Annotated in this window: 15 protein-coding genes; 3 read left to right on the top strand and 12 right to left on the bottom strand. The window is 69.0% G+C overall.

Features of this window, described 5'->3' with window-relative positions; all coding sequences use genetic code 11:
* Positions 1 to 5: 5 nt before the first annotated feature.
* Positions 6 to 1,082 carry a glycosyltransferase family 2 protein gene (locus DM992_RS20195; protein ID WP_111018353.1) on the bottom strand — a complete coding sequence of 359 codons (1,077 nt, stop codon included), beginning with the start codon at positions 1,080 to 1,082 and terminating at the stop codon, positions 6 to 8.
* Between the two features lie 226 nt (positions 1,083 to 1,308).
* Here DM992_RS20195 and DM992_RS20190 point away from each other — a divergent pair, with 226 nt between their 5' ends.
* Positions 1,309 to 1,689 (top strand): phage protein NinX family protein, encoded by a 381-nt coding sequence (locus DM992_RS20190; RefSeq protein WP_111020311.1) that lies wholly within the window; start codon positions 1,309 to 1,311, stop codon positions 1,687 to 1,689.
* A gap of 35 nt (positions 1,690 to 1,724) precedes the next feature.
* Here DM992_RS20190 and DM992_RS20185 read toward each other — a convergent pair whose 3' ends face one another.
* Positions 1,725 to 2,714: an ABC transporter substrate-binding protein gene (locus tag DM992_RS20185; RefSeq protein ID WP_111020310.1), complete on the bottom strand. Its 990-nt coding sequence runs from the start codon at positions 2,712 to 2,714 to the stop codon at positions 1,725 to 1,727.
* A 154-nt stretch (positions 2,715 to 2,868) separates the two neighbouring features.
* A complete protein-coding gene (locus DM992_RS20180; protein WP_111018352.1) occupies positions 2,869 to 3,747 on the bottom strand; it encodes a LysR family transcriptional regulator in 879 nt (292 codons plus the stop codon).
* 100 nt (positions 3,748 to 3,847) lie between these two features.
* On the opposite strand from DM992_RS20180, the gene DM992_RS20175 reads away from it, so the two are divergent.
* Positions 3,848 to 5,416, top strand: coding sequence for an MFS transporter (locus DM992_RS20175; protein WP_111018351.1), 1,569 nt, complete (start codon positions 3,848 to 3,850; stop codon positions 5,414 to 5,416).
* Positions 5,417 to 5,499: 83 nt separating this feature from the next.
* Here DM992_RS20175 and DM992_RS41725 read toward each other — a convergent pair whose 3' ends face one another.
* The 7 genes from DM992_RS41725 to DM992_RS20140 all read right to left on the bottom strand — a co-directional run bounded on the left by DM992_RS41725 (position 5,500) and on the right by DM992_RS20140 (position 10,610).
* Positions 5,500 to 5,709, bottom strand: coding sequence for a hypothetical protein (locus tag DM992_RS41725; protein WP_162631700.1), 210 nt, complete (start codon positions 5,707 to 5,709; stop codon positions 5,500 to 5,502).
* A gap of 20 nt (positions 5,710 to 5,729) precedes the next feature.
* Positions 5,730 to 6,161 carry a DUF1090 family protein gene (locus DM992_RS20165; RefSeq protein WP_111018349.1) on the bottom strand — a complete coding sequence of 144 codons (432 nt, stop codon included), beginning with the start codon at positions 6,159 to 6,161 and terminating at the stop codon, positions 5,730 to 5,732.
* 115 nt (positions 6,162 to 6,276) lie between these two features.
* On the bottom strand, positions 6,277 to 6,441 hold the full coding sequence (locus DM992_RS41720) for a hypothetical protein (RefSeq protein ID WP_162631699.1): 165 nt from the start codon (positions 6,439 to 6,441) through the stop codon (positions 6,277 to 6,279).
* Positions 6,442 to 6,471: 30 nt separating this feature from the next.
* On the bottom strand, positions 6,472 to 7,638 hold the full coding sequence (locus DM992_RS20160) for a LysR family transcriptional regulator (RefSeq protein ID WP_111018348.1): 1,167 nt from the start codon (positions 7,636 to 7,638) through the stop codon (positions 6,472 to 6,474).
* A gap of 61 nt (positions 7,639 to 7,699) precedes the next feature.
* Entirely contained in the window at positions 7,700 to 8,428 is a 729-nt protein-coding gene (locus DM992_RS20155; protein ID WP_111018347.1) for an aspartate/glutamate racemase family protein, read from the bottom strand.
* A gap of 22 nt (positions 8,429 to 8,450) precedes the next feature.
* Positions 8,451 to 10,001: an NCS1 family nucleobase:cation symporter-1 gene (locus DM992_RS20150; RefSeq protein ID WP_111018346.1), complete on the bottom strand. Its 1,551-nt coding sequence runs from the start codon at positions 9,999 to 10,001 to the stop codon at positions 8,451 to 8,453.
* Positions 10,002 to 10,316: 315 nt separating this feature from the next.
* Positions 10,317 to 10,610, bottom strand: a complete 294-nt coding sequence (locus tag DM992_RS20140; RefSeq protein ID WP_239511416.1) for a hypothetical protein — start codon at positions 10,608 to 10,610, stop codon at positions 10,317 to 10,319.
* A 72-nt stretch (positions 10,611 to 10,682) separates the two neighbouring features.
* Between DM992_RS20140 and DM992_RS20135 the strand changes: the two genes are divergently transcribed.
* Positions 10,683 to 11,231 carry a DUF3005 domain-containing protein gene (locus DM992_RS20135; RefSeq protein WP_111018345.1) on the top strand — a complete coding sequence of 183 codons (549 nt, stop codon included), beginning with the start codon at positions 10,683 to 10,685 and terminating at the stop codon, positions 11,229 to 11,231.
* 63 nt (positions 11,232 to 11,294) lie between these two features.
* Here DM992_RS20135 and DM992_RS20130 read toward each other — a convergent pair whose 3' ends face one another.
* Positions 11,295 to 12,059: a DUF4397 domain-containing protein gene (locus tag DM992_RS20130; protein ID WP_111018344.1), complete on the bottom strand. Its 765-nt coding sequence runs from the start codon at positions 12,057 to 12,059 to the stop codon at positions 11,295 to 11,297.
* 273 nt (positions 12,060 to 12,332) lie between these two features.
* Positions 12,333 to 13,640: an MFS transporter gene (locus DM992_RS20125; protein WP_111018343.1), complete on the bottom strand. Its 1,308-nt coding sequence runs from the start codon at positions 13,638 to 13,640 to the stop codon at positions 12,333 to 12,335.
* Between the last annotated feature and the right edge of the window lie 512 nt (positions 13,641 to 14,152).

Genomic DNA, 14,152 nt, shown 5'->3' with positions numbered 1-14,152 from the left:
GCCGGTTACTTGACGGAAATTTTCCTGGCGGCGTGGCCGGTGGCCGCGGGCATCGCCGGCCGGCGGCGGGCCGCGTGCGCGCGCTTGAGCGGGAACTGCAGCAGCTTCGACGCCGGATGCGCGACGGCATCCCGCTCGGCGCGGTAGCGCGACCGCACCAGATAGACCGGGCGCTGCTTCGACTCGTGATAGATGCGGCCGAGGTATTCGCCGATCACGCCGATGCCGACCAGCTGGATGCCGCCGATGAACAGCACGACGGAAATCAGCGACGCGTAGCCATGCACCGGGTTGCCGAGCAGCAGCGTGCGCACGACGATGAACGCGCCGTAGACGAGCGCGAGCATCGCGAACGTGAGGCCGACGTAGGTCCACACGCGCAGCGGCACCGTGCTGAAGCTCGTGATGCCTTCGAGCGCGAAGTTCCAGCGCTTCCATCCGGAGAACTTCGACCGGCCGCCGCTGCGCGGCGCGCGCGTGTATTCGACGATCGCGGTGCGAAAGCCGACCCACGCGAACAGGCCTTTCATGAAGCGTCGCCGCTCGGGCAGCGCGCGCAGCGCGTCGACGACCTGACGGTCCATCAGCCGGAAATCGCCGACGTTCTCCGGCATCTCGACTTCGGAGAGCCGGTTGTGCACGCGGTAGTAGAGCGCGGCCGCCGCGCGCTGCAGGTATGGGTCGCACATCCGGTCGGTGCGCTTCGCGGCAACGACCTCGGCGCCCGCGAGCCAGCGCTCGATCATCGCGGGGATCAACGCGGGCGGGTCCTGCAGGTCGGCGTCGATCAGGATCACCGCGGCGCCGGCCGCTTCGTCGAGGCCGGCGGTGAGCGCGGCCTCCTTGCCGAAGCGGCGCGTGAGATCGACGACGCGCACGCGCGGGTCGCCGGCCATGACCTCGAGCAGCCGGTCGAGCGTGCGATCGCGGCTGCCGTCGTTGATGCAGACGATCTCGAAGCGGACCGCGTCGAGCGACTCGAGGACGGGCAGCGTTTCGGCAAAGAATGCGTCGATCGTTTCGTCTTCGTCGTGAAACGGCACGACGAGCGAGACCAGCGGCTTTCTGGCGTGCGTGGGCATGCGTCCCCCGAGAGATCCGGCCTGCGCTGCACCGTATGGATCCGGTTGTCGTCCACCGCAGGCCGGACGACAGGCGTTACGATCATTGTAGGCAGAAATCGGCGATTCGTAATACCGATGCGCGGGTTGCGCGGCGGGCTGTTGCGCCGTCGATGCACGGTTCGCCGACGGCCGGCGGCGTGCGCGGGCGCCGGGACGAGGTTTTTCGATGTCGAAGGAGAGCGCAATGCAAGTTCAGGACCTGACCGGCGCAGCGCTGGACTACTGGGTGGCGCTGGCCGAAGGCCTCGGCGCGCCGTGCGTCGCCGGCGGCGCATGCCGGGCGATCCGCGAGACGGGCGGCGCGAGCGTGTCGTTCGCGCCGTCGTCTTCATGGACGGACGGCGGCCCGATCGTCGAGCGGCTGCCGTTCTCCGCGTTCGAGCGCGACGGCGGGCACGGTGCGTGGCGGGCCGTGCTGCATCGCGCGGTGCCGGCTGCCGGCGAGCGCTGCACGTTCAACCAGTCGGGGCCGACGCTGCTGATCGCCGCGATGCGCACGCTCGTCGCGTCGACCTTCGGCGACGACGTGCCGGATCTCGACATGTCGAAGCCGCGCCGAGCGTAGCCCGCCGCGTTGCAGTGCCTGGCGCCTCCTGCCTTCTATCCGGCAGACAGATTCCGGATCGCGATCGATGCGACATCGACGCGCCGCGGCAGGATCGCATCCGCCGCCGCGCGATCGGCGACGCGCTGCAGCACGTCGATGTCGGCGCCGCTGAGGCTGCGTTGCGCGAGCGCTGCGCGGCGCGCGATGTCGGCGGCCGCGTCGGGCGGCAGGCGCGTCAGCGACGCATAGACGGTCGCGTAGTCGGCCGGGTGCGCGAGCGCCCATTGGCCCGCGCGGGTCAGCCGTGCGAGCACGTCAGCGAGCGCCGCGCGCTTCGCGCGGTCGTCGAGCGTGTCGACCGGCGACGTGAGGAACGCGAGCCCCGAATTGATGCCGCTGCCGTCGCGGACGATGCGCGCGCCGCGTCGTACCGCATGGCCGTAGTACGGGTCGAAGGTCGCCCAGATGCCGATCCGCCTGGCCTCGAACGCCGCGAACGCATCGACGGGCAGCACGAAACGCACGTCGACGTCGCGCGGCGCGAGGCCGTGTTCGCGCAGCGCGCCGTACAACTGGTATTGGGAGATGCTGCCGCGCGCGGACGACACGACGACGGTTTGCCCTTTCAGGTCGGCGACGGTGCGGACCGGCGAGTCGGGCTGCACGACGATGCCGAGCGACGCCGGCGAGCCGACCCGCGTCGCGACGATCCGCAGCGACGGATCGCCGAGCGCGGCCGTCAGCACGGGCAGGTCGCCGGCCGGCGCGAGATCGATCGCGCCCGCGCGCTGTGCCTCGAACAGCGGCGCGGCGCCCTGGAAATTGGCCCAGCGGAACCGGTACGGCGTGCCGTCGAGCACGTGCGCGGCTTCGGCCAGCGCGCGCAGGCCGCCGGCCTGGTCGCCGAGCACGAGCGTGACGCCCGACAGGTCGGCGCCGGCCGCGCGGGCTGGCAGTGCGACGCCGCCGGCGAGCGGCGCGGCGGCGAGGGCGGCAAGACGCTGCAGCACGCGGCGGCGTGCCGTGGCGGAAGAGGGATTCATCGGCGGGGTGTCCTCGGTGATCCGCGCGCGTGCGGCGCGGCTGCCGGGCAGGTTACGGAATCGGTTTCCGGCCGACAAACATCGAATCGTGAAATGCATATTCGCGCGGCGACGGCCGGGGCGGCCGATCGCGACGCCAGACGCGCGCGGGCGGCTATGCGGCCGACGAAACCGTGCGCAGGAACGCCCTCACCGCCGGCGCCTTTTCGAACCGCCGGTGCGCGAGCGCGAGTTCCGACATGATCGGCTTGCCGGCGATCGGCCGGTACACGACGCCCGGCAGCGACACGCAACCGGCCAGCGCGTCGGGAATCACGGCGACCCAGCCGTTCACGGACACGCACGCGAGCACCGCGAGCAAGCCGCCCGGCCGCGCGGCGATCACCGGCGCGAAACGGCCGCGGCGCGCGACTTCGAGCGTGCCGAGCTCCTGTTCCGGCACCGCGAAGCGCGCGTCGGCGAGGTCGGCTGCGCGTACGGCCGCCGTCGACGCGTAGCGCGAATCGGTCGGCACGGCCGCGACGAACACGTCGCGCTGCAGCGTGACGATCCGCAGGCCGCCGGGCAGCGGCAGCGGCGGGCGCACGTACGCGAGGTCGAGCCGGCCCGCGTCGAGCTGGTTCGCGACATCGTCCATCGGCACTTCGCGCAGGTTCAGCTCGATGCGCGGGTGCGCGGCGCGGAACGCGCCGACCGTGCGCTGCAGCGTGCCCGAATAGACGGCGGACGATACGTAGCCGATCTCGATCCGGCCGAGTTCGCCGCGCTCGGCCAGCGCGGCGAGTTCGCGGCCGCGCTGCAGGTGCTCGAACGCGGCCCTCGCCTCGGCGAGATAGGCCTCGCCGGCCGCGCTCAGCGTGACCGCGCGGCGCGACCGGTGAAAGAGCCGCACGCCGAGCACGCGTTCGGCTTCCTGGATCTGCCGCGTGAGCGCGGGCGGCGCCATGTCGAGCGCGTCGGCCGCGCGGGCGAAATGCAGGTGCTGCGCGACGCTCAGGAATGCGCGCACGTGACGGAATTCGAGCCGGTCCATGATTGCAATTTTCGTCAATAAAACAGCATCGGAGTGTCAATGACAGGCAATACCGGGCAAGCCTAGCATACGGCTCGTTCATCCTGCGCAGGAGTTGCCGATGTCCCAGTCCTCACCGGCGTCGCGCGCCGGCGCGGGCGCTGCCCCGCATGCGGGTGCCCGCCTGCCGGCCGTAGCGACGCTCGCCGTTGCGTCGGCGACCTGTTCGCTGATCGTGCTCGACACGAACGTCGTCGCTGTGTCGCTGCCGAGCATCGCGCGCAGTTTTCATGCGAGCTTCGCCGATATCGAATGGGTCGTCAGCGCGTACATGACCGCGTTCGCCGCTTGCCTGCTGCCGGCCGGCGGGCTCGCCGACCGCTTCGGGCGCAAGCGGATGCTCGGCGCGGGGCTCGCGCTCTTTTTTCTCGCGTCGCTCGGCTGCGGCATCGCGCCGTCGGCCGGCTGGCTGATCGCCGCGCGCGCGCTGAAGGGCGGCGGCGCCGCGCTGCTGCTGACGGCCGCACTCGCGGTGATCGCGAATCGTTTTCCGGATGGCCGCGAACGGGCGCGCGCGTGGGCGATCTGGGGGATGTGCATGGGGATCGCGACGGCGATCGCGCCGCTCGTCGGCGGCGCGATCACGCAATGGATCGGCTGGCGCTGGGTGTTCCTGCTGAACCTGCCCGTCTGCGCGCTGCTGGCGGTTGGCGCGCGCGTCGCGATCGACGAATCGCGCGATCCGCACGCGAAACGCGTGGACGCCGCCGGCAGCCTGCTGTTTGGCGCGGCGCTCGCATGCGCGATCGCCGCGCTGATCGGCGCACCGTCGCACGGCTGGCTGTCGGCCGCGACCCTCGGCCGGCTTGCGCTCGCCGTCGCGCTGCTTGCCGCTTTCGTCGGCGCCGAGCGCTGGCAGGCGCGGCCGATGATCGATCTCGCGCTGTTTCGCCAGCCGCGCTTCGTCGGCGCCGTGCTCGCGATGTTCGGTTATGCGGCGTGCGCGCAGGTGATGATGACGTTCCTGCCGCTATACCTGCAGAACGCGTTCGGGATGTCGGCGATCGACGCGGGCCTCGGGATGCTGCCGTTCGCGTTCGCGATGATCGCCGGGCCGTCGCTCGGTGCGGCGCTCGCCGCGCGCGTGTCGTCCGGCGGCGTGCTGGCGGGCGGACTCGCGCTGATCGGCGCGGGCAACCTCGCGACCGCGGCGCTGACGGCCAGCGGCGACTACCGGCTCGTCGCGATCGGCATGTTCGTGACGGGCTGCGGCGCAGGCATCATGAACGGCGATACGCAGAAGGCGATCATGGCGTGCGTGCCGCCGGACCGCACGGGCATGGCGTCGGGCATCAGCACGACGACGCGCTTCTCGGCGATCGTTACGGCCGTTGGCGTGCTCGGCGCGGTGCTGGCGGCGAGCACGCATGCGCGGCTCGACCGGCTGCTGTCCGCCGCGCCCGGCCTGCGCGTGTTCGCCGACGCGCCGTTCATGTCGAGCCTGCTGGCCGGCGATCTGGCGCGGGCGCTCGACCGCGTGCCGCGGTCGGCGGCCGGCGCGCTCGCACAGGCCGCGCCCGTCGCGTTCGCGAGCGGGTTCGCCGATGCGCTCACGGTGAGCGGTGTGCTCGCGCTCGTTACGGCCGTCGGTGCATACAAGTTGCTTGCGCAACCGATGCGCGACGCGTAGCGGGGTGTTTGGCATGTTTCGCACGCGCCACGACAGAATCATCAAGCTTGCGCGTTCCGGATTCGCGCAGCGTATTCAAGATGTCATCGACGATCGAGAATCTGTTGCGCGTGCTCGCGCAGATCGCCGTCGTGCTCGCTGCGCTGACGGTCGGCACGCGGCCGTACATGCAGGCGGAATTCCATGGACGCGAAGCGTGTGACGTCGCGCACGATCCTGTTGTCGACGCTGGGGTCGATCGTGTCGCTGTTCGGTGTTGCCGATGATCGCGCGCCACGGCTGATGTCGCGCACGGCGCGCGGATCGGGCCGCGTCAGCGCTTCAGCGCGTCGCGACCGATTTCGGCATCATGCAGCGCGCGGGTCGCGTCGTGCAGCTTGCGCTGCTTGTCGGCAAGCTTGCGCTGTGCCTTCGCGAGCTTGCCCGCGTAGCCGCGTGCTTCGGCTTGCCGCAGGTCCGATTCAGCGTTGCGTACTTCAGCCCGCGCCTTCTCGACGTCGCGCTGCTTGTCGCGCATCTTGCGTTCGGCGCGTGCGAGCTGGCCCGCGTCCGTGCAGTTCGTCCTGATCTTCTCCAGCGCCGCCTGCTGGCGCATGGCTTGTTGCGTATTGCCGTGCTGCTTCGCGTAGTCGATCTGCGTCTGCAGCGCGCGGACGCGCGTCGCGCAATCCTGCGTATCGGCCATTGCGGCGGTGCTGGCGAGCAATGCGATCGGGAGCGTGATGGCAATCAGCGTGTGTTTCATCGGGGATTCCTCGGTGTGCTGCCCGTGGCAAGCTTGTTGTTGGAGAGACGCATGACGACGCATGGCGTTCGCTGGACTGCATTGTGCAAGAGCGGACCGACGCGGGTAAATAGGATTAGTCTGACATGCAGTCGCCGGTGCGCGGAGGAAAGCAGAGGAAAAAGCGCGATCGGATCGGCGGATCGCGCCGGATCGCCGATGTATCGGCCGCGAGCAGGCTGCGCGCAGCGTCGCAGCGATCGATGCGACGACAACCGGTGCGATGCGCGTGCAGCGACATGACGCGCGTTCGCCGCGGTTCGCTCGCGGTTCAGTGCGATTTCGCCGTGTGGCGCGGACGACGCGCGACGCGTGCGACGAGCGGCCGGCGCGCGGCACGGCAGTGCGTTGTCTTGCGTGCTCGCGGCGGACGTGGCGGCTCGGGCGCGGGCGTCTCCGGTACGGTTGCGGCCGCAACCGCCGCAACCGCCGCAACCGCTGCAACCGCCGGCAGCGCGGCCTCGGCGTCGAGCCAGCGGCGCGTCGCTTCGGCGACCAGCCCGCGCAGCCAGCGCACGCCCTCGACGCACGAACCCGATTCGTTCCACGTCATCCGGTACGCGATATCGGGCGGTTCGACCGGCAGCGCGACGGCGGCGAGCGGCAGCGGCTTCGCATAGTGCCGCGCGAGCCGGTACGTGGTGGTCAGGATCATGTCGGAGCGCACGAGCGCATGCGCGGCGAGTTCGAAGTGCGGCAGCGTGACGACGATTCGCCGCCGCAGCCCCACGCGTTCGAGGTGCCGGTCGATCGCGCCGGATGCTTCGAGCCACGACGGCGTCGGGCACAGCTGCGGCGCTGCCGCGAAATCGGCGGCCGTCATCGCGCCGCGCCGCGCGAGCGGATGCGTCGCACGCATCAGGCATACGACGCGGTCGTCGAACAGGTCGTCCTGCCGGAACCGCGACGAGCGGGCCGGGCGATTGTCGATCACGACGTCGAGCTCGCCGTCGGCGAGTGCGCGCTCGTCGTCGAACCCGTCGCCGAGCGGATGGAACACGAGCTGCGCGTCCGGCGCGCGCTCGCGGAACAGTGCCACGAGCTTCGGCACGAACAGCACGTTCAGGTAATCGGGGCAGCCGATCCGGTAGGTGCGCACCGACGTGCGCGCGTCGAACGTCGGTTGCTGGATGCGAATGAAGTCGATCACGCGCAGCGCGTTGCGCAGCGGTTCGATCAGCCGCGCGCCGAACTCGGTCGGCACCATCCCGTAGCGGCTGCGCACGAGCAGCGGATCGCCGAGCAGCGTGCGCAGGCGCTTGAGCGCGGCGCTCGTCGCCGGCTGCGACATGTTCAGGCGCACGGCCGCGCGCGACACGGTGCGCTCGGTCAGCAGCACCAGCAGGATGCGCATCAGCCGCGCATCCAGTACGTCGAGCACGTCCGTGGCGGCGGACGCGTCGAAGGGCGGGGCATTCGGGTCTAGCGGGTCCCGCATGCCGATACGCCTCCCGGCGACACGATGCCCGAGCGCGACGCGGCGGCCGGCCGGCGGCCCGTCATTTTGCGAAGGTCCCCGGCCAGCCGACGATCCGCTTCGGACGCGGCGGCGCATACGTGCGGACCTTCGACGTCTTCAGCTTCAAGCGTACCAGCGACTCGGCGAGCGCGACCGCGGCCGATACGCCGTCGACCACCGGCACGCCCGTGCATTCCTCGATCTGCCGGTCGAGGCCGGCCATTCCGCCGCAGCCGAGGCAGATCACTTCCGCGCGATCCTCCTTCACCGCGCGCTGCGCCTGTCCGACGATCGACTCGATCGCGCGGGCCGGGTTCTCTTCGAGCTCGAGCACCGCGAGGCCGCTCGCGCGCACCGACGCGCAGCGCGCGTCGAGCCCGGCGAGCTTCAGGCGATCCTCGATCAGCGGCACCGTGCGGTCGAGTGTCGTGACGACCGAGTAGCGATGGCCGAGCAGCATCGCGATGCTCGCGGCCGCTTCGGTGATGTCGACGACGGGCACGGTCAGCAGTTCCTGCAGGCCTTCGCGGCCGTGTTCGCCGTAGCCGGCCTGGATCACCGCGTCGTACGGCTCGTCGTAGCTCAACACGCGATCCATCACGGCGATCGCCGCGAGGTAGCTCTCGAAGTTGCCTTCGACCGACTCCGCGCCGAAGCGCGGCGTCAGCCCGACGATCTCCGTGCCGGGCGACGCGGCGGCCTGCGCCTGCGCGGCGATCGCGTCGGTGATCGACTCGGTCGTGTTGACGTTGACTACCAGGATCCTCATCGGGCACTCCGTATGCGTGGGTTCAGTGTTGCGCGCAGGCGACCGCGATGTGTTCGCCCGAGCGCTCGTCGTATTGCCGTTTGCGATCGGCCAGCAGCCAGTACACGCTGCCCGCGATGGCCGCGCCGAGCAGCCAGGAGAACGGCGTCATCGCACCGAAGGCCGGCACGACCGCGAGCGTGATCGAGATCAGCGCGGAAGGCACGAGCGCCGCGAGCGCCTTGCGGTTCACGCCGCGCGTGTAGAAATAGGTGCCGGTCGGCGCTTCGGTATAGAGATCGGGCACGTTTACGCGCTGCTTGCGCACGAGCCAGTAGTCGACCGTGATGATCCCGTACAGCGGGCCGAGCAGCGCGCCGAGGCCGGACAGGAAGTAGACGATCACAATCGGGCTGTTGTACAGGTTCCACGGCAGGATCAGCACGGCGATCGTCGCGCTGATCAGGCCCGCGCGGCGGAACGACAGGCGGTGCGGCGCGAGGCTCGTCAGCACGAACGCCGGCGCGACGAAGTTCGCCATGATGTTCACGGCGACCGTCACGATCAGGAATGCGAGGCAGCCGAGCACGAGGAACAGCTTGTTCGGCACCGTCGCGATGATTTCCGTCGGACTGTGGATGATCTGGCCGTTCAGCTTGAACTGCGCACCGGCGAGCACGAAGCTGATCGTCGCGAACACGAGGATGTTCACCGGCAGGCCCCAGAAGTTGCCGACGCGCACCGTCTTCGCGCTCGGCGACGAGCGGGCGAAATCGCAGAAGTTGAGCACCAGCGTGCCGTAGATCGCGAGCCACAGCGAACCGCCCGCGAAGATCTCCGTCCACATTTTCACGCCGGTCATCGGCTTGCCGATCGACATCGCGAGATGGCCGCCCGTACGGCCGAACATCCACGCGGCGAGCGACAGCGTCGTGACGAGGATCACCGGGCCGGCGAGTCCCTCGTATTTGCGGACCATTTCCATCCCGTATGTGAGGATGCCGATCTGCACGAGCCAGATCGCGACGAACGTGATCCAGCCGAGCGTCGACAGCCCGAAGATCGCGTTTTGGTCGAATGCGGCGAGGCCCGGCCAGATCGCGGTGAGCAGCACGCGCAGCACGACGGACGCGAGATAGGTCTGGATGCCGAACCAAGCGATCGCGATCACCGCGCGGATCATCGCGGGCAACAGCGCGCCATAGATGCCGAAGCTCATCCGGCTGATCACCGGGAACGGCACGCCGGTCTTCTGGCCCATGTAGCCGGTGAGGTTCATGAAGCAGTACACGAGCACCGCGCCGATCGCGAGCGATGCGAGCATTTGCCAGCCCGACAGGCCGAGCGCGAACAGCCCGATCGCGAACGAGTAGTTCGCGATGTTGTGCACGTCGTTGGTCCACAGCGCAAAGATGCTGTAGCGGCCCCAGGTCCGGCCCTCGGCCCTGGTCGGCGCGAGGTCGGGGTTGTGCAGCCGCGGGCTCAGCGCGGGGTCGCGCGTAGCCGTGTCGGTTCGATGCGGTGCGTCGTCCGTGCCGAGCACGAGGCCCGGGCGGTGAGTGGCTTCCAGTTGCACGCCGTTGTCTCCTTCCATGTGCGGGGCGCGAAACCGGCTGCGTGTACACGCAGTGCCGGCCCGGCCGCCGTGGACCTTATGTCTCGGATTTGTTCGCGAGTATGGGTGGCCGGCGCGATGATGGGAAATTAAATATTCGGCTGGGCGTCATTTGAAAAATGAATGGAATGCTGTCGGCTGCGGTGGCCGGGCGCGGCATGCGAATTGCTCGCCAGCGGGCTCCATCCACATCGACATCAGCGGAGGTGTCATGCAGCGATATTCATTTCGTCATGTATCGCGAGCCGTCTTCGCCGGCATCCTGATCGCGGGCCTTGCGGCAGGCGCGGGTTGTCAGAAGAAGAGCGACAGCGGCGAGTCGGGCGCAACGAGCGGCATGTCGGCCGCGCCGTCCACCGCACCGTCGGGCATGCCGGGCAGCGGAGCGGCCGGAAGCGCCGCAAGCATGCCGGGCGCGGCTTCCGCGCCGGGCGGCGCGAGCGGCGGCTGACGGGGCGGCTGAACGACTGGGCGGACGGCGCGCAAGCCGCGCACGGGCGCGTCGTTCGCGGGTCGAGTGCCGTGCGGGCTTCGCACGTGCGCGGGGTGGCGCGCGTGTGCGCGGCCGTGCGCATGAAAGATTTGCAAGGATCGTTGAAGCGATTTCAGGACCGGCGGCGACGGCCCGAGCCGGCGCACGCCGGTCGGACAGGAGGTGCGATGCAAAACGCGGAATCGAACCCTGACCCGCAAAAGCAGCGGGAACAGATCGAGAAGAGCCCGATAAGGACGCCGGCGGCCGGCGACATGCCCGACGCGGCGACCCAGGCCGCCGAGGTGGCGCGGCACCCGCTGACGCCGGAGGCGGTCGCGGGGAAAATGCCGACCGGCCTGCCGCCGATCGACGTTGGCGCGCACGCGGTCGACAGCGGCGACCCAGTGCGACGCGCGGCCGGCCGGATCGTCACGCTCGACAACGCGAACATGGCGATGACCGACAACACGGTCGACGTCGACGGCAAGGGCATGGAAGCCGCCGCAGGCGCGTCGGAGTGGCACGACAACGTGATCCATTCGAATGCGTCGCTCGACGACGCGGTCGATACGCCCGACGAAGGGCTCGGCGGGATCGAGAGCCGCCCGTCCGGCAACCTGCCGCAGATCGCGACGCGGCCGGGCTGGCGCGTGCGCCATGTCGGCGATATCGATGTCGAGCACGGCACCGGCACGCGCGCCGAGCATGTGATCCGTCTCGAGCGGGTCGACTGACACCGAGGCTCGAGGTCCGGCGGCCGGCGCAACCGCACCGGCCGCCGCGGCCGCTTGGAGCCCTTACTGCGGGCCCAGTTCCAGTGCCGACGTATCGGCGTCGTTGCCCTGTGCAACGAGCACGTGAATGTCGTTCGGCGTCACGTCGCCGATCCCGCCCGACGGAATCGTCAAGAGCAGCCAGTCGGCGTTGTTGTTGATGGTGACCGGCGCGGTCTTGAGGATCGGCGCTTTGCTGCCGGCCACCGTAACGATCACCTGGTAGCTGCCGCCATTGAGGTAGATCGAATCCTGCGTCGATGCCGGCACCGCGTTCTGGTAGGCCGCGCCCGCCAGCGTCGGGCTTTGCGTCGTGATGTCGGTGCCGGGCGGAACGACGTATACGTCGACGTTCTGCGTGTTCGGCGACGCGTTGAAGCTGCGCACGCGTGCCTTGTCCGACAGCAGGCCCTTGTTGTACGGATCGTCGATGACGGAAATCGCCGACGATTTGCTTGGCAGCGCGATCGTCGTGTAGTGATGGCCGTTCGCCGCGCTGAACGACTGCGCGGCGATGGTCGTCGTCGTGCCCGAGATGTCGTAGCTCGCGTTCTGCGTGCCCGAGTCGATGTCGTGATAGCGCGTCACGCCCTTGTACGCGACGCCCGACTGGTCGATCTTCGCATTCAGGTAGTAGTCGAGATTCGGCCCGGCCGGGACCGCGTTGATGAAGCGCGCCTGCGGCTTCGAGATGCCGAGTTCGGTGCCGACGTCGTTGCCGTCGCCGCCGCACGCCGCGAGCACGGAAATGACGGAGCACAGGGCCACCAGTGTTCGTATTGATTTCATGTCGTCCTCTCGTTCAGGGAACCTGCTGGCGATGCGGGAACGCCGCGCTGGTTCGCGCGGTGCGCAGCGCAGGTTGGGTGAAGGATGCTGTCCGCCGGGGAGGCGGGCGCGTGGATGGCGCAAGCGATGTGCCTGCGCGGTCGACGGAGGCGGGAAACCCGCGCCCGCGCGCGTGGGGTGGCGGCGCGGGCGCGAAACGAGGGGGCGTGTGGCGAACGAGCCTGACGCGGGCGGGTGTAAAAAAGACAGCGTCGCGGCAGGCGACGCGATGCGTCAGCGGTTCACGAGCCTGGCCGGATACGCGAGCGCGAGTGCGCAGCCGACCAGCATGCACGCGGCGAAGCCGTACAGCCCCGCGCTTTGCGAATGGAAAGTGTCGCGCAGCCAGCCGATGAAGTAGGTGCTGCCGAACCCGCCGAGGTTCGCGATCGAGCACGCGAACGCGATCCCGCCGGCCGCGGCCGAGCCCTTCAGGAACGTGGACGGCAGCGCCCAGACGACCGGCATCGCGGCGGCCGCGCCTGCGTTGATCAGCGAAAACAGCAGCACCGTCCCGAGCGTGCCGTGCGACGACGAGGCCGCGATCGCCAGCGCGACGGCCGATACCATGAACGGTACGACGATATGCCAACGGCGTTCGCGCGCACGATCCGAGCTCGCGCCGCAATACAGCGTGGCGAGCACGGCCGCGGCATTCGGGATCACCATCAGCCAGCCGATGTGATACGCGTCCTTCACGCCGGTGTCGCGCAGGATCGTCGGCAGCCAGAAGCTCACCGCATACAGGCCGAGCAGCACGCACAGGTCGATCAGGCCGAGCGCCCATACCTTCGGATCGGAGAAGGCCTTGCCGAGCGCGTGACTCTTGTTGCCGGACGGATCGGCGTCGAGATTCGTGCGCAGCGCCCGCTTTTCATCGGCGTTCAGCCATTGTGCGGATTCGATGCCGTTGGGCAGCCAGCGCAGCACCGCGAAGCCGAGCAGTACCGACGGCAGCGCTTCGAGCAGGAACAGCCACTGCCAGCCGCCGAGACCGTGCGTGCCGTCGAACGCGCGCATGATCCAGCCGGAGATCGGGCTGCCGATCATGCTCGACAGCGGCAGGCCGACCATGAACAGTGCGACGATCCGCGCGCGGCGCGCATCGGGATACCACTGTGTCAGGTACAGCAGCACGCCCGGCAGGAAGCCGGCTTCGGCGGCGCCGAGCAGAAAGCGCACGATATAGAACTGCATCGGCGTGTGCACGAACATCGTCGCACCCGACAGCAGGCCCCACGTGATCATGATCCGCGCGATCCACAGCTTCGCGCCGACGCGCTGCAGCACCAGGTTGCTTGGGACTTCGAACAGGATGTAGCCGGCGAAGAACAGGCCGGCGCCGAGGCCGTACACGGTATCGCTGAATTTCAGCGCGTCGAGCATCTGGAGTTTTGCGAGCCCGATGTTGATGCGGTCGAGATAGGCCGCGAAGTAACACAGGCAGAAGAGGGTGATCAGGCGCAGCGTGACCTTGCGGTAGAGATTGCCGTGCAGCGCGTCGTCGGGGGAAACGGCGGAGCTCGGGTGTGCGGTAGACATGGGATTGCCCCTGTTCGAGTGTGACGGATGAATGGGTGGCCGATCGACGCGGACGGACATTTCGCCGCGCACCGGAGTCTGTATATCACGGCAATTAAATAGCGTACACACTAGAAAATACCGAATCGAACTGGCATGAATCCGGCCGCTCCGAGGTAAGCGATTGCATGAGAAAAACCGAGCTTTTGATAGGGTTCTGGACGATCGAAAACGCCTGTGGAAATGCCCTGTAAACGCGCGGAAGCATGCACGAAATTCGTGCGTATGCGCTCAAAAGCGAAGTGTGTGCGCGAAAGCTTGTCGCGGCGCGCAAATGCACGTGCGGCAGCAGGTTCGGACGCACGGGGCAACTGTTCGGCGACGGTATCTGCCGGTGATCCGCCACTGTCAGGCGATCGTCAGGCGCGATGCGTGCCGGGTGCCGCGAATCCTGATGCACCGCAATGAAGCGGGCACCCGGCCGCGGGTTGCGCCGAATTGAGGGTGTACACTGCTTGCCTTTCATTTGCATG

The sequence above is a fragment of the Burkholderia sp. JP2-270 genome (genome assembly GCF_003233675.1).
GTDB lineage: Bacteria > Pseudomonadota > Gammaproteobacteria > Burkholderiales > Burkholderiaceae > Burkholderia > Burkholderia pyrrocinia_C.
The sequence above is the reverse complement of the archived record's forward strand: the minus strand, read 5'-3'. Positions and strand labels throughout refer to the sequence as shown.

What these genes read in the sequence shown, in the direction of transcription:
- DM992_RS20190 (WP_111020311.1), top strand. Translation starts at nt 1,309, where the DNA reads ATGCAAGTTCAGGACCTGACCGGCGCAGCGCTGGACTACTGGGTGGCG.
- DM992_RS20165 (WP_111018349.1), bottom strand. Translation starts at nt 6,161, where the DNA reads ATGAAACACACGCTGATTGCCATCACGCTCCCGATCGCATTGCTCGCC.
- DM992_RS20160 (WP_111018348.1), bottom strand. Translation starts at nt 7,638, where the DNA reads ATGCGGGACCCGCTAGACCCGAATGCCCCGCCCTTCGACGCGTCCGCC.
- DM992_RS20155 (WP_111018347.1), bottom strand. Translation starts at nt 8,428, where the DNA reads ATGAGGATCCTGGTAGTCAACGTCAACACGACCGAGTCGATCACCGAC.
- DM992_RS20175 (WP_111018351.1), top strand. Translation starts at nt 3,848, where the DNA reads ATGTCCCAGTCCTCACCGGCGTCGCGCGCCGGCGCGGGCGCTGCCCCG.
- DM992_RS41720 (WP_162631699.1), bottom strand. Translation starts at nt 6,441, where the DNA reads ATGTCGCTGCACGCGCATCGCACCGGTTGTCGTCGCATCGATCGCTGC.
- DM992_RS20135 (WP_111018345.1), top strand. Translation starts at nt 10,683, where the DNA reads ATGCAAAACGCGGAATCGAACCCTGACCCGCAAAAGCAGCGGGAACAG.
- DM992_RS20180 (WP_111018352.1), bottom strand. Translation starts at nt 3,747, where the DNA reads ATGGACCGGCTCGAATTCCGTCACGTGCGCGCATTCCTGAGCGTCGCG.
- DM992_RS20130 (WP_111018344.1), bottom strand. Translation starts at nt 12,059, where the DNA reads ATGAAATCAATACGAACACTGGTGGCCCTGTGCTCCGTCATTTCCGTG.
- DM992_RS20185 (WP_111020310.1), bottom strand. Translation starts at nt 2,714, where the DNA reads ATGAATCCCTCTTCCGCCACGGCACGCCGCCGCGTGCTGCAGCGTCTT.
- DM992_RS20125 (WP_111018343.1), bottom strand. Translation starts at nt 13,640, where the DNA reads ATGTCTACCGCACACCCGAGCTCCGCCGTTTCCCCCGACGACGCGCTG.
- DM992_RS20195 (WP_111018353.1), bottom strand. Translation starts at nt 1,082, where the DNA reads ATGCCCACGCACGCCAGAAAGCCGCTGGTCTCGCTCGTCGTGCCGTTT.
- DM992_RS20150 (WP_111018346.1), bottom strand. Translation starts at nt 10,001, where the DNA reads ATGGAAGGAGACAACGGCGTGCAACTGGAAGCCACTCACCGCCCGGGC.